This window comes from Mariniflexile sp. TRM1-10, assembly GCF_003425985.1.
Classification (GTDB): Bacteria; Bacteroidota; Bacteroidia; order Flavobacteriales; family Flavobacteriaceae; genus Mariniflexile.
This window is the reverse complement of the sequence record NZ_CP022985.1, coordinates 182,586-197,290: the sequence shown is the minus strand read 5'-3', so window position 1 is coordinate 197,290 and position 14,705 is coordinate 182,586. Positions and strand designations below refer to the sequence as shown.

Sequence of the window (14,705 nt, the reverse complement as noted above, 5' to 3'; positions counted from 1 at the left end):
CTAAGCCCAAATATTTAGTAATTATTGCCACCTTGAGACTTTCGTAAACGGTGCTTTTATCTTCAAATAAAAATACATTTTCATTTTCTGTAATGCTCAGATAAACTAAAGCCAAAAGATTTCAGACAGTCTCTTGAAAGTAGGTGGTTTTTATTGGATTTAACTGCACACTACTTGATATTAAAACATGAATAATTGATTTTTAGATAGATACGATCTTGGCGATGTTAACTCACGTTGAATTGTATATCACAAACTTCATCAATCAAACTCTGAACTTTGAGCTTCTAATAGTGTACTTCTAATATCTAACTTAGTCAAAATTTATATCGAACTCAGGTTATTTAAATTCTTTTTGAAGTAATGGACGATACCTTTTAAAAAGTTTTAGCATTTCTTTTTCAGAAGGTGATAAATAGTTGTTAACTGTTGTTGTCTTTTTAATTTTATCAAAAATTTTATACAAGTTTCCATTTTCATACTGTTCAATAATGATGGGATGTACATAATATTTTTTACAAACATTTCTCGTATTGCCTAGGGTATTTGCCGCTACATCGTATGCGCTTAAAATATTACTTTTTATTTCTTTTTCAGAAGTGGCTTTTTCCAATTCAAGCAAAGCATTAAAAAAAGAGACAGAGGCCGACCACGTTCTAAAATCTTTTGCGGTAAAGTCGCTTCCGCAAAGGGTATATAGATACTCATTTACATGACTGCTTTTTATGGTTTTTTTTATGCCATCTTCATCAATATATTTAAAAAGTGTCCATCCAGGCAGCTCTTCACATCGGTTTACTAATTTTACCAATTTCTTGTTTCGCAGCGAAACAGTATGTTCTATACCTTTTTTTCCAATATATTCAATCTGTAATTTGCCCTTATAGATATTAATATGTTTTTTTCTAAGTGTTGTTAAACCATAAGATTTATTTTGCTTTTCATAATAACTATTACCAATACGAATATGGGTTTCTTCCATTAAGCGAATTATTAATGCAACCACTTTTTCTTTTGGCCAGCCTTTTTTATCTAAATCAATGTCAAGTTGTTTTCTTATTAAGGGTAGTTTTTTGCCAAATGAATACATTTTATAAAATTTGGTAGAATTTCTTATAATTTTCCATTTAGGATGATATAAATATTGCTTTCGGTTTTTGGCATCTTTGCCCACCGCTTGTAAATGACTATTTTCAAGATGACTAATTTTTACATCTTTCCACATGGGTGGAATTACAATATTTTTAATGCGTTTAAGGGCTTGTTTATTTTGAATGGGTTTTCCATTCATAAGATAAATAAAACCTTTACCATGTCTTTTTCTAACAATTGGAAAATCTTCTTCATAGGTATAAGTAAGATTGCATTTAGAAATTATATTTTCAGGGTGGTTCATTAATTGTTGTAAATCAGCTTCTCGCATTCTATTTCTTTTCATTAACCTCATAATAATTTCAAAACTTAAGTAATAATTTTAAATGTAGTTATCCGTTGCTTATAGATTTAATTTAAAAGAGAAAAAAATTGATGTTAAAGAGTTGGTCATTAGCCACTAGCCAGTAGGTACAGTTAGATTGTTAGACGATTAGACGATTAGATTGTTAGATGATTAGATGGTTATAAAGTTAGAAAGATACTTTTGTAAAACGACAAGATACTTCTTTTACGATTTGCCTTTTTATGCTTCACACATCTCACGTCTCACATCTCACAATTCACGAACCCAAGAACCAAGACCTAAAATTCGTAAATCTTAAATTCGTAAATCATAAATCGTAATTCATTCCGTATCTTTGCACACTTAAATTTTGGTATGAGAACGAAATCGCTTAAAAAGAATAAAATTAATGTAGTCACTCTGGGTTGTAGTAAAAATGTTTACGACAGCGAAATACTCATGGGACAGCTTAAAGCCAGTGGAAAAGACGTAGCCCATGAAGAAGATGGCAATATTGTTGTGATTAATACCTGCGGATTTATTAATAATGCCAAAGAGGAAAGCATCAATACTATTTTAGAATTTATGCAGAAAAAAGAAGATGGCGAGGTCGATAAAGTATTTGTAACAGGGTGTTTAAGTGAGCGTTATAAGCCAGATTTACAAAAAGAGATTCCAAATGTTGATGCCTATTTTGGCACTACCGAATTGCCAAGTTTATTGAAGGCTTTGGGTGCCGATTATAAGCACGAACTTATTGGCGAACGTTTAACAACCACACCAAAAAATTACGCATATTTAAAAATAGCCGAAGGTTGTGACAGACCTTGTAGTTTTTGTGCCATTCCATTAATGCGTGGTAAACATAAAAGTACGCCCATTGAAGAGGTTGTTGTTGAAGCCGAAAAGTTAGCAGCAAAAGGCGTGAAGGAGCTTATTTTGATTGCTCAGGATTTAACCTATTACGGTCTCGATTTATACAAAAAAAGAAACTTAGCTGAATTACTTGAAGCGTTGGTAAAAGTTGAAGGCATTGAATGGATTCGATTGCATTACGCCTTCCCAACTGGGTTTCCAATGGATGTTTTGGAGGTCATGAACCGTGAACCTAAAATTTGTAATTATTTAGATATTCCGTTACAGCATATTTCAGATACCATCTTGAAAAGTATGCGTCGTGGGACTACCAAAGAGAAAACGACGCAATTGCTTAAGGATTTTAGGGCAGCCGTACCAAATATGACAATTAGAACCACGTTGATTGTTGGCTATCCAGGCGAAACCGAAGAGGATTATCAAATTCTAAAAGAATGGGTAAAAGCGATGCGTTTTGAGCGTTTAGGCTGTTTTACATATAGCCACGAAGAAAACACACATGCCTATAATCTAGAAGATGATGTACCCGAAGAAGTAAAACAAGCACGTGCCAATGAGATTATGGAAATTCAATCCCAGATTTCATGGGAATTGAACCAAGCAAAAATAGGGCAGACTTTTAAAGTCGTTATAGACAGAAAAGAAGGTAATTATTTTGTAGGCAGAACCGAATTTGATTCTCCCGATGTCGATAATGAAGTCCTTATTGATGCTACCAAAACCTATATTAAAACGGGCGAGTTTACCACAGTAAAAATTACCGAAGCTGCCGATTTTGACTTATATGCCGAGGTTATTACAGCTTAATTTTTTAATCATTATTGACTGAGAAAACTTTTACAATTCACTGCAAACACAGTGATAACGGTTTTTTTAAAGAGATTACTGATTTGTGGGATAGCTTATTGTAATAATTAGTTACTTAGCGATTATTAAAACAGACATGCAAATAGGTATTGAATATCAATTTGTTATCATTTAATCTATAGTCTATTTTCTATATTCTATTTTCTTTTAGCAAAGCAATCTTGAATCTTGAATTGGACCTTCATGTTTTTTAATACGAAACGATCGAGTCTTTAGAAGTCACATCTTGAAGCAATGAAAAGTCATATATCTTACGGTCTAATAAGTGAGAAGGCGATACGTTCTGTAGTGCATTCATCATAACAGCGCTTCTGTCGGGAAATTCAGTTTCCCAATCGGCTATCATTTGTTTTACTTTTTTTCGTTGTAAATTTTCTTGAGAACCGCATAAATTGCACGGTATTATAGGGAAATTCATGTGTTGCGAATACATTTCTATATCATTCTCTTTACAGAAGGCAAGCGGCCTTAATATAATTAAATCTCCCGCATCGTTTTTAAACTTAGGAGGCATGGTTTCTAATTTTCCAGCAAAAAAGAAGTTCAAGAAAAAAGTTTCTATAATATCGTTCCTATGATGGCCAAGAGCAAGTTTGTTGCATTTTAGATTTTTGGCGGCTTCGTATAATGTTCCACGTCTTAATCTGGAACAAAGGCTACAGGTTGTTTTACCTTCTGGCGTTTTTTCCATAACAACCTTATAGGTGTTTTTCTCTATGATTTTATATTCAACACCTAATTTACTTAAATAGTTAGGTAACACTTCAACAGGAAAACCAGGTTGTTTTTGATCTAGGTTGACAGCAATAATTTCAAAAGAGACTGGAGCCACTTTTTGGAAGTATAGCATCATGTGAAGCAACGTATAGCTGTCTTTTCCTCCAGATAGGCAAACCATCATGCGATCGCCATCCTCTATCATTGAAAATTGTTCTAAGGCCTCGCCAGTGGCACGATGCAATTTTTTTGTAATCTGTTCAATATGCTCCATACATGCAAAAATATTATTTAATAGCATTAAATGTAATATTTTAATCTAAAGAATTTTTCGGGGATTGTTCGTTTCAAAAAATTTGTTTATTACTTTTCATTGTTGTCCGATAAAACTTGTACAATTCCCTGTAAACACAGTGTAATTAGTGATTATTAAAACAGACATGCAAATAGACATTGAATAGCAGTTTGTTGTCATTTACTCTATATTCTATTTTCTTTATTTCTATTCTCTATTCTTTTAGAATACGGTCATGAATCTTTAATCGGATACTAATGATTACTTTTGAATAAATACTTTTTATTATGAGTCCATTATATTTTGAAGATTTCCTTGTGAACATAAGTAGAAAACCACTTCGTGTTTTAGATACTTCCATTAAAAACTCAAAATATATTCATTTAGATTTATCGCAAGACCATGTGGAACTTCAAGGTGTCGATGTATCTTCATCAACCAAATTAGAAACTTATATTACCAATTACATCAAAAAACAGCATGCATTGGTTGCCTTTGGAGGTTATAACGAAATACGGACTATTTATAAACGCAGTATATATTTTAATGCAGCACCTACTAAAGAACGTAATATCCATATTGGCATCGATTTGTGGTGTGGGGCTGAAACTCCTGTCTATACACCACTTGATGCCACGGTGCATAGTTTTAAAAATAACACAAATTATGGTGATTACGGACCAACCATTATTTTAAAACACCGTATTAACACTGTTGAATTTTATACCCTTTATGGGCATTTAAGTTTGGCTTCTATTGAAGATTTAAAGGTTAATCAAGTTTTTAAACAAGGAGAACAAATAGGTGCTCTAGGCGATACCGTAGTAAATGGCGATTACCCGTCACATTTGCATTTTCAAATTATAAGGGATTTGCAAGGTTTTAATGGTGATTATCCTGGGGTTTGTAATATAACCGATTTAGATTTTTATTTAGATAATTGCCCCAACCCGAATTTGTTGTTGAAGCTATAATTTTTTGAAATTTATTAACATTTGTAGAATGGCTGAAGTGAAAATGGTAATTCTATAACACAAACTAAAATTGTTGTAATTTATTTTACTGCAGTTGATTGTATCTTGCAACTATATTCATAATAAAACATAAAATGAAAAAAAGAACATTAATTCTCGGAAATTTTATAAGTTTTGCCATTTTTGCCGCTTTAGTATTATTTGCTTTTACAAGCTGTAGAGAAGAGAAACCAAAAACGGAAACTGTAATTATTGAAAAACCAGTGGAAGCTCCTAAAGCCGAAGAAAGTGATGGTACATCGCTTAGTGTTGACAGTGATGGGGTAGAATTTTCAACTAAAGATGGTAAAAAGAAAACAGAAGTTATTATTAAGGACTAAGATGAGTTCTAAAAATAGGAACAAATATAAAGCACAAAAACCGATAATATCATCGGTTTTTTTGTGTTTAATCACAATTAATTTTTATTGAAGTCATTGTAAGCGAACCACCAACGGGTTTATCATTAAATATAGAAACCGTTTCGTTTTTTTCTTTTAAAGCCAAGGTGTAAATGAGCGGTAAATAATGCTCTGGTGTTGGTATGGCCAAATCAAATGCTTTTCCTTCATTCTTAAAATGAATTAGATTTTTGTGATTATCTTCTAAAATATATTGCTTCATTTTTTCATTAGCCTCGGTTGCCCAATCGAAGGCAAAAGCATCGTTTAGTTTGTTCCAAGCCACAAGCCTTAAATTATGTACCATGTTACCACTACCAATAATGAGTACACCTTTTTGTCTTAAACTTGCCAGCTCTTTAGCCAGTTCATAATGGTATTGTGGTGGTTTAGAATAATCAATGCTCATTTGAATGACAGGAATATCGGCATTGGGGTACAGATGCTTAATAACGCTCCAAGCACCATGGTCTAATCCCCATTTATCATCTAGCTCCACTTCGGTTTTAGTAATGATGTGCTTGGTTTCTTTGGCTAATTCGGGACTTCCAGGTGCTGGATACTGCACATCGAACAAGGCTTGTGGAAACCCTCCAAAATCATGAATGGTAGGTGGGTTTTGCATAGCCGTTACAAAAGTGCCTTGGGTTTCCCAATGTGCCGATACACAAAGTATGGCATGGGGTTTTATGAGTTCTTTACCCAATTGCCTAAAGGAAGCTACAAATTCATTTTCTTCAATAGCATTCATAGGACTACCATGACCTAAAAACAATACCGGCATTTTTTCGGTAGTGCCTAAGGTTGAAGTTATTTTGTTTAGGTCTCTTAAATTCATAAGATATATGATTAGTAAACTTCCTTGTCGTAAAAGCTTTATTATTAATACTAATTTAGGTGTTTTATACCAATAACTATAATGTGTTTATTGGTAAACATCTTTAATATAAGCTGCCATGGTTTTTGTTTTTCTGCCTAATATTGTTTCTAAATCATTTTCGGTTTTATCAAATTCACCATTAGCGATACCTAAGCTAAACATGGTTGTTAAACTAATAATAGCGTCGGGTAATCCCATAGATTTTAATGTGGCCTCAAAATCAGTTACTGATGGCGAAATATATTGTATGTCTTCTCCTAAAGTTTCAGACAGTAATCTTGCAATATCATAAAAAGAGACTGTAGCGCTGGCATTAAACTCATATATTTTGTTCTTATGTTTTTCAGGTTCGCTCAAAATAATGGCTTCTGCTTCAGCAAAATCTTCTCTTGCCACAAAAGCAGTTTTACCATTACGGGCAGGTAGATATACTATTTTGGATTTCTGTAGTAGGGTTTTGTCACCTATGAACATATAAACAACTTCACTGTATAAATTGTGTCTTAATATAGTATAGGCTAAACCAGATTCCTGAATCCATAGTTCCGTTTGTTTGTGCGCATTAACGACTAAATGAAGCGGTGCTTTTTCTGATTCATCCTTTCTAACGGTACTGGTGTAAAGAATATGTTTTACGCCTGCTTGTTTAGCTGCCTGTACAACGTTTTTATGTTGTTGGAACCGTTTATCAAGGTCACTCCCGGAAACAAAATATAGCGTTTCAATGCCTGCAAAGGCATTTGTTAAAGTTTCATAGTCATCATAATCTCCAACACGCACTTCAAAACCATCGGTATGATATTGTTTGGCTTTTTCAGAATGCCCGTTTCTAACCAAAACAGCTATGGAATTAGTGCCTATTTTGTCTTTTAACCGTTTGGCAACGTCACTTCCTAAATTGCCTGTTGCGCCTGTAATTAATATTTTATTCATTGTATTATATTTTATAAATGTTTCTATTATATTTAATTTAAAGAATTCCTCGGGGCTTGCCCTGAGGTTTGCTTCGCCAGTTCGCTTTGCTCGTGTCCGCTTCTACCTCTCCTTGAGGAGAGGTCAAAACTGTCAGGCAGTTTTGGGTGAGGTGGAATAAATAAATTTCGGTTTTTGTGTCTTTAGGACAAAATGAAACGAGAAAAATACCCTTATGGCTCTGCTGGGGATTGTTAGTTCCAAGAAATTTGTTTATTTTGTGTATTAAAGTAAAGTTACTTACTTTTAGTTAGTCAAAGATATAAAGTTATTATTGGTAAAACAAGAACTGTTTTAGAAGTTGGATACTAACTTTCAAGTTATTAATATTGAAAATCAATAAGTTATGAGTGTAGAAAATATAAAAAAATATTCAGATGTAGATGATTGTCCTGTTAGAAATGTGTTGGATAGAATAGGAGATAAGTGGTCGATGCTTGTTTTGTTAATTTTGAATGACAATGAAGTGCTTCGATTTAATGAAATTGATAAATATATTGATACGATTTCTCAAAAAATGCTTTCGGTAACTTTAAAAGGATTGGAAGCAGATGGTTTAGTTAAGCGTACCATTTATCCACAAATACCACCTAGAGTGGAATACCAATTAACTGAACGGGGAAAAAGTCTTATCCCTCATTTGCACAATCTTGTTATTTGGGCTAAAGATAATATAGGGGATATCAAACAATCGCGGGTAGCGTATTCCAGTTAAATGGGATAAGCTATTTCAGGACGGGATCGTATATGAAAATAAAACACGCCACCTTATTGTAAAAGGAGTTTCTTATAGATGCTTACTATTTCTTCAATATTGCTACGAAGTCATAGGTTTCAGAACTGGTATTTGAACTCCTGCAAGGTTTTAAAAACCTTGTAGGTCTGCTTCTCAAAACCTAAAAAGCAATCGAATCCAGGTAAAAACCACCTCGTCTCCGGTTTCTTTTAGTGAAACCGAATCCACTCCTCCTTTTTAAAGGAGGAGAATTTAAAAAGGAGGTAAATATTATGATTATACCAATATTGAAATTAAAACGACAAACAACTCCTTCCCTTTTTTAAGGAAAGGTAGATTTAAATCTGGAAGGGTTAAACATTTTGAACATACGTTGTGCCACTTTTATTTAAATAAAAAACCAATCAGGGTTTTTAACCCTGATTGGTGTGTTGCCTTTAAACCTAAATAATAATCGAGTTAAATGGGATAAGCTATTTCATGATGGGACCGTATATAAAAATAAAAACACGCGACCTTATTGTAAAAGCAGTCTCTTATAGATGCTTACTATTTCTTTAATATTGCTATGAAGTCACAGGCTTCGTCTGAGCTGGGCGAACAAATTGTTGAAGCAGGCTTTTGCCATTGCAAAATCAGGAAGACCATACGATGAAAACTTTGTTTCAAAATTAGCTTAAAATTGCTTGTTTTTTAACTCAGTTCTTTGTTGGCAAACGTTATTTTTTGAATGTCATTGAATTTATTGATTCTAAAAGTGTTTTCTTTTGGTCATCATTTATATATGACACTATCACATTAAAGCTAAATCCCTTACTAATAGTTGAATAATAAATCTGTTTAATTTCTAATCCCATGTAATACATATGAGCATACATCTTATAAAAATCACTTCCATTAATCGATTCTTTTTCAAACTCTTCCGATAAATAGTCATATTGAAACTGACTTTGTTTAAGCAATCGTCTTGACTGAAATAAATAGTCACTACCATTTTTTATCCCAGGAGCATTCATAATGTTTTCAGCAACAATCATAATATTTGGATTATATTCAACAGCAGAGCCTAATTCATATTGGAAAACGGCTAATAAATTTGCTGAATTTATGTCAGAGGCTTTCATAATTGCTTTAAGCTTTTTATCCTCGCCAGCTACTAAATTTTTGCCCACATCAGCTATCCGCTCTGTCTGTTCTTTTGATTGAATCACCCAATTATCGGGAAGTTTCATGGAACAATCAAAATAACTATTAGAATAAATATTAGTATTAACGTTCCCATAATCGAAATTATCAGGTTTTCCAGTCGATGAACAATGTGTAAATAATCCTAACATGAGGATACCAAAAATTGAATAAATTAAGTTTTTCATTTTCTAAATACTTCGTTTATAATCATTAATATTTTGTCAGTATAATTGAATTCTAATGGTCTCGCCTAATGTTTGCCAACAATCGTATAACCACAATAAATAGCAATACAATTGTAGTTATATTATGTCTGTAATATATTACTTTTTAATGAGGTATATAAAAAAAATCCTGATAGGAAACTATCAGGATTTTTTAAGTTATGGGATTTCTGCTTTCGCAGAAATAGTATTAATCTTCAACCAAAACCCAGTCGCCTTTGGCCAATAAAGGCTCGGCTTGTTTGTATTTAAGGGTTTTGTTTTCACCAGTAATAACTTGCTTAATAGTTACTTGGTCATTGCGTCCAATTTTTGGTTTATCACGTACAATGGTTTCAACGACATGTTGTTGGCGTTGGGTATTGCCCGCAGCTCTATTTTGTGCCGAACGTTCATCTAAATTAGGTATTTCGTCTTTTTGCACATTCAGTTTTTCCTGTTTGCGCTCTCTGGCTTCATGAATGGTGTTTTGTGTTTCTTGAGGTAATTCACCTTTAAATAAGAATGAAATTACGTCTTTATTCACTTCATCTATCATGGATTTGAACAATTCAAACGCTTCAAACTTATAAATAAGTAATGGGTCTTTTTGCTCATGCACAGCCAATTGCACCGATTGTTTTAGCTCGTCCATTTTACGTAAATGGGTTTTCCAAGCATCGTCAATAATGGCAAGTGTGATGTTTTTCTCAAAATCCGTGATTAATTGTTTACCATGGGTTTGGTAAGCTTTTTCAAGATCGGTAACGACATTTAAGGTTTTTATGCCATCGGTAAAAGGAACGACTATGCGTTTGAATTTATCACGTTGGGTTTCATATACATTTTTAATAACAGGGAATGCAAGGTCTGCATTGCGTGTCATTTTTTCTCTGTAATGATCGAATGCGGTACGGTATATTTTACTGGTAATTTCTTGAGCCGAAAGTTTTCCGAATTCAGCTTCTGAAATTGGCGAACTCATTGAAAAATAGCGAATCAATTCAAATTCGAAGTTTTTAAAGTCGTTGGCAGCTTTATTGGTTTCAGCAATCCCTTCGGCTGTATCGAAAAGCATATTAGCTAAATCTACACGCAGGCGCTCGCCAAATAAGGCATGGTGGCGACGCTTGTAAACGACCTCACGTTGTGCGTTCATAACATCATCATATTCTAATAAACGCTTACGAACACCAAAGTTGTTTTCTTCTACTTTTTTCTGTGCACGTTCAATAGATTTTGAAATCATGGAATGCTGAATGACTTCGCCTTCTTTTAATCCCATTCTATCCATCATTTTAGCAATACGCTCACTACCAAATAAACGCATTAGATTATCTTCTAGTGATACATAGAACTGCGAACTTCCTGGATCTCCTTGACGACCTGCACGACCACGTAACTGGCGATCCACACGACGTGAATCATGACGCTCGGTACCTACAATAGCTAAACCGCCTGCTTTTTTAACTGCTTCAGTCAATTTAATATCGGTACCACGACCTGCCATATTGGTGGCAATGGTTACTTGTCCAGGTTGACCGGCTTCGGCAACAATATCAGCCTCTTTTTTATGGAGTTTCGCATTTAATACGTTATGCGGAATTTTACGAATGGTAAGCATTTTACCAAGTAACTCACTTATTTCTACCGAAGTCGTACCAATTAACACTGGGCGACCGGCTTGTGAAAGTTTTGTTACCTCATCAATAACGGCGTTGTATTTTTCGCGTTTTGTTTTGTAAACCAAATCTTCTTGGTCATTACGGGCAATTGGGCGGTTGGTTGGAATCTCCACGACATCCAATTTGTAAATTTCCCAAAATTCGCCAGCTTCTGTAACTGCTGTACCCGTCATACCAGACAGTTTGCGGTACATTCTAAAGTAATTTTGAAGTGTTACCGTAGCAAAGGTTTGCGTAGCATCTTCAATTTTTACGTTTTCTTTAGCTTCAATCGCTTGGTGTAAACCGTCAGAATAACGACGACCATCCATAATACGACCGGTTTGTTCATCAACAATCATCACTTTGTTGTCAATGACCACGTATTGAATATCTTTTTCAAATAAAGCGTAGGCTTTAAGCAATTGACTAAGCGTATGAATACGTTCCGATTTTATACCAAAATCTTTGTATAGTTCTTCTTTTAATTTAGCTTCTTCGGCTAAAGGTAAATTCTGGTTTTCAATTTTTGCTATTTCAATACCTATTTCAGGCATAATGAAAAAGTTAGGGTCATCTTTTCCAGAAATGTATTCAACACCTTTATCGGTCAGCTCTATTTGATTGTTTTTTTCTTCAATGACATAGTATAATTCGGCATCAACCTTTGGCATTTCGCGGTTGTTGTCCTGCATATAAAAGTTTTCGGTTTTTTGAAGTAGTTGTTTAACACCTTCTTCACTTAAAAACTTAATAAGCGCTTTGTTTTTAGGCATCCCACGGTAAACACGCAGTAATTGAAAGCCGCCTTCTTTAGTATCTCCAGAGGTGATTAATTTTTTTGCTTCGGCTAAAACGCCTGTTAGATATTTGCGTTGTACGGCAACAATATCATCTATTTTGGGTTTTAACTCATTAAACTCATGGCGTTCACCTTGCGGAATAGGCCCCGAAATAATTAATGGTGTACGGGCATCGTCAACCAATACAGAATCCACCTCATCGACAATCGCGTAATGGTGTGGGCGTTGTACCAAATCGTTTGGTGAGTGTGCCATATTATCACGTAAGTAATCGAAGCCAAACTCGTTGTTGGTACCATAGGTAATATCGGCATTATAAGCTTTTTTACGGGCATCGGAATTTGGTTGGTAGTAATCGATACAATCTACAGTCAATCCATGAAACTGAAAAATAGGCGCCATCCACGCGCTATCACGTTTTGCTAAATAGTCGTTTACGGTTACCAAATGCACCCCTTTTCCAGCAAGCGCATTTAAATACATAGGAAGCGTCGCTACCAAGGTTTTACCTTCACCCGTTTGCATTTCGGCAATTTTACCTTGGTGCATGGCTATACCTCCAATAAGTTGTACATCGTAGTGTACCATATCCCAAGTAATGGCTTTTCCTGCAGCATCCCAAGAGTTGGACCAAATAGCTTTATCATTATCTAAAGTAACGTAATCTTTTGCACCTGATAATTCTCTATCAAAAGTGCTTGCCGTTACTGTAATAGTGGTGTTGTTTGTAAAACGTTTTGCAGTTTCCTTAACTACGGCAAAAGCTTCTGGTAAAATAGCGTCTAAAACATCTTCAGTAGTTTTGTAAGCATCATCTTTTAGTTTATCAATGTCTAGATAAATATCTTCACGTCTGTCAATGTCTTCGGTGTTTTCGGCCTCTTCAAGTAATTTTGCAATTTGGTCGTTTATAGGCTGTATCGCTTGTGCAATAGTCGCCTTAAATTGTGCTGTTTTAGCCCTTAGTTCATCGTGTGACAATCCTTCTATAGCAGCTTCAAAAGTCTTGATTTTGCTTACAATAGGCATAATGGACTTTACATCTTGTTTCGATTTGTCGCCAACAAATACTTTAAGTACAGAATTTAAAAAACTCATGTGTATATATATTATATGTTAACTAGGAAAACTTCCTAGTGGTAAATTATTTTGTTTTTGTTGCTTTTAAAAAGCAATCAAAGATACATTTTGTTATATGTTTTATAAAGATTTAAGACAAAAAAAAAGCCTCAAACCGAGACTTTTTAACTTTTCTTTATGCTTTATTAATATTCATCTTCATTCCAAAGGTAATCTTCATCTGTTGGATAATCAGACCAAATTTCGTCAATTGAATCGTAGGCATCACCTTCATCTTCAATAGACTGTAAGTTTTCAACAACCTCCAAAGGAGCACCCGTTCTAATAGCGTAATCTATTAACTCGTCTTTTGTTGCTGGCCAAGGTGCATCACTTAAATACGATGCTAATTCTAAAGTCCAATACATTTTATATGCGTTTTAATTTTGTGCAAAAATAAATTTTTAGTTCAAACACACAAGAAAAAAATGAATTATTTAATTATTATTTTTAAGAACGTGTTTTTTTATTATTTAAACAGTTGAAATTCAGCTTTTTAATTTAAGCGTTAGCATTCCGATAACTATCGGGGGATGTCGGGCTTTTCGTTACTATCTTTTTTATCTTAAAGGTTTTGACTACGCTCAACCAGACAAAAAGGATTTTCACCGCAAATACAACGTATTTATGATTTCATTAATTCAAAATAAAAGCCAGTGAGTCATCCCTAACGCAAGAACCGTTTTCATTATAAAACTACTGCTTCTCAGGAATCCATTTAATCTCGTTTGCTTGCAAGTCATAAGTCAACTTCCGTGCCAACACAAAAAGATAGTCAGAAAGGCGGTTTAAGTACATTAATGTATTGGGGTCAATAGCTTCCATGTCATTAAGGGCGGTAGTTAAACGTTCAGCTCTACGGCACACACAGCGCGCAATATGACAGAATGACACCGTTTGGTGCCCACCGGGCAGAACAAAATGCGTCATGGGTGGCAATGCTTCATTCATAATATCCATTTCCTGCTCTAAATGCTCAATATCGCTACTGGTTATTTTAGGGATGTTTAGGCGTTCTTTTCCACTCTTTAAAATGGCTTTTTCAGGGTCGGTAGCTAAAATGGCACCCAGGGTAAACAGTCTATCTTGAATATGAATAAGTAAATCTTTGTAGTGCACATCAATCTCTTGATCACGAATTAATCCCAAATAGGAGTTTAATTCATCAACCGTACCGTAGCTTTCAATTCTTATATGGTGTTTAGGCACACGTGTACCACCAAATAATGCGGTGGTTCCTGTATCGCCTGTTTTTGTGTAGATTTTCATATTACGAAGTTAAATTATTTTGTGGAAAGATTCAAAGGTTTAAAGTTGCAAAGTAGCAAAGATGCAAAGTTTCAAAGAGGCAAAGGTGTTTCCTGATTGGTAAGGCTCATTTTCAACTCTTGATTCGCATCATAAATAACGATAGCATATAACACTAGGATAATGATTAAGTAAAAATATAAGACGAATTACTTTTTACATTGAATTTAGCAGTACTTTACAAGTGCTTTTTTAACTATGAAGTTTAAATCACTTCAATGAATT

Annotated in this window: 12 protein-coding genes; 4 read left to right on the top strand and 8 right to left on the bottom strand. The window is 34.3% G+C overall.

The genetic code is table 11. From position 1 onward, the window contains the following. Positions 1–340 precede the first annotated feature (340 nt). A complete protein-coding gene (locus tag CJ739_RS00990) occupies positions 341–1,438 on the bottom strand; it encodes a DNA topoisomerase IB (protein ID WP_117172207.1) in 1,098 nt (365 codons plus the stop codon). Positions 1,439–1,813: 375 nt separating this feature from the next. Between CJ739_RS00990 and rimO the strand changes: the two genes are divergently transcribed. After that, positions 1,814–3,121 (top strand): 30S ribosomal protein S12 methylthiotransferase RimO, encoded by a 1,308-nt coding sequence (rimO, locus tag CJ739_RS00985; protein ID WP_117172206.1) that lies wholly within the window; start codon positions 1,814–1,816, stop codon positions 3,119–3,121. 250 nt (positions 3,122–3,371) lie between these two features. Here rimO and ttcA read toward each other — a convergent pair whose 3' ends face one another. After that, positions 3,372–4,199: a tRNA 2-thiocytidine(32) synthetase TtcA gene (gene ttcA / locus CJ739_RS00980; RefSeq protein WP_236951578.1), complete on the bottom strand. Its 828-nt coding sequence runs from the start codon at positions 4,197–4,199 to the stop codon at positions 3,372–3,374. Between the two features lie 281 nt (positions 4,200–4,480). On the opposite strand from ttcA, the gene CJ739_RS00975 reads away from it, so the two are divergent. Next, the gene (locus CJ739_RS00975; protein ID WP_117172204.1) at positions 4,481–5,167 is read left to right on the top strand and encodes a peptidoglycan DD-metalloendopeptidase family protein; all 687 of its coding nucleotides are present in this window, start codon (positions 4,481–4,483) and stop codon (positions 5,165–5,167) included. A 134-nt stretch (positions 5,168–5,301) separates the two neighbouring features. Beyond that, complete coding sequence (locus tag CJ739_RS00970) at positions 5,302–5,547, top strand: hypothetical protein (protein ID WP_117172203.1); 246 nt, start codon at positions 5,302–5,304, stop codon at positions 5,545–5,547. Between the two features lie 67 nt (positions 5,548–5,614). Here CJ739_RS00970 and ygiD read toward each other — a convergent pair whose 3' ends face one another. Both ygiD and CJ739_RS00960 read right to left on the bottom strand, forming a co-directional pair. Next, a complete protein-coding gene (gene ygiD, locus CJ739_RS00965) occupies positions 5,615–6,445 on the bottom strand; it encodes a 4,5-DOPA-extradiol-dioxygenase (protein ID WP_117172202.1) in 831 nt (276 codons plus the stop codon). An 87-nt stretch (positions 6,446–6,532) separates the two neighbouring features. Next, positions 6,533–7,420, bottom strand: a complete 888-nt coding sequence (locus CJ739_RS00960; protein ID WP_117172201.1) for an SDR family oxidoreductase — start codon at positions 7,418–7,420, stop codon at positions 6,533–6,535. Between the two features lie 385 nt (positions 7,421–7,805). On the opposite strand from CJ739_RS00960, the gene CJ739_RS00955 reads away from it, so the two are divergent. Further along, positions 7,806–8,174 carry a winged helix-turn-helix transcriptional regulator gene (locus CJ739_RS00955; RefSeq protein ID WP_117172200.1) on the top strand — a complete coding sequence of 123 codons (369 nt, stop codon included), beginning with the start codon at positions 7,806–7,808 and terminating at the stop codon, positions 8,172–8,174. Between the two features lie 740 nt (positions 8,175–8,914). On the opposite strand, the gene CJ739_RS00950 is transcribed toward CJ739_RS00955, so the two are convergent. The 4 genes from CJ739_RS00950 to CJ739_RS00935 all read right to left on the bottom strand — a co-directional run bounded on the left by CJ739_RS00950 (position 8,915) and on the right by CJ739_RS00935 (position 14,441). Then, entirely contained in the window at positions 8,915–9,568 is a 654-nt protein-coding gene (locus CJ739_RS00950; protein ID WP_117172199.1) for a PsbP-related protein, read from the bottom strand. A gap of 229 nt (positions 9,569–9,797) precedes the next feature. Beyond that, on the bottom strand, positions 9,798–13,151 hold the full coding sequence (gene secA, locus CJ739_RS00945; RefSeq protein ID WP_117172198.1) for a preprotein translocase subunit SecA: 3,354 nt from the start codon (positions 13,149–13,151) through the stop codon (positions 9,798–9,800). Between the two features lie 167 nt (positions 13,152–13,318). Then, a complete protein-coding gene (locus tag CJ739_RS00940; protein WP_044638512.1) occupies positions 13,319–13,540 on the bottom strand; it encodes a DUF2795 domain-containing protein in 222 nt (73 codons plus the stop codon). Between the two features lie 328 nt (positions 13,541–13,868). Then, on the bottom strand, positions 13,869–14,441 hold the full coding sequence (locus CJ739_RS00935; protein WP_117172197.1) for a cob(I)yrinic acid a,c-diamide adenosyltransferase: 573 nt from the start codon (positions 14,439–14,441) through the stop codon (positions 13,869–13,871). Positions 14,442–14,705: the final 264 nt, after the last annotated feature.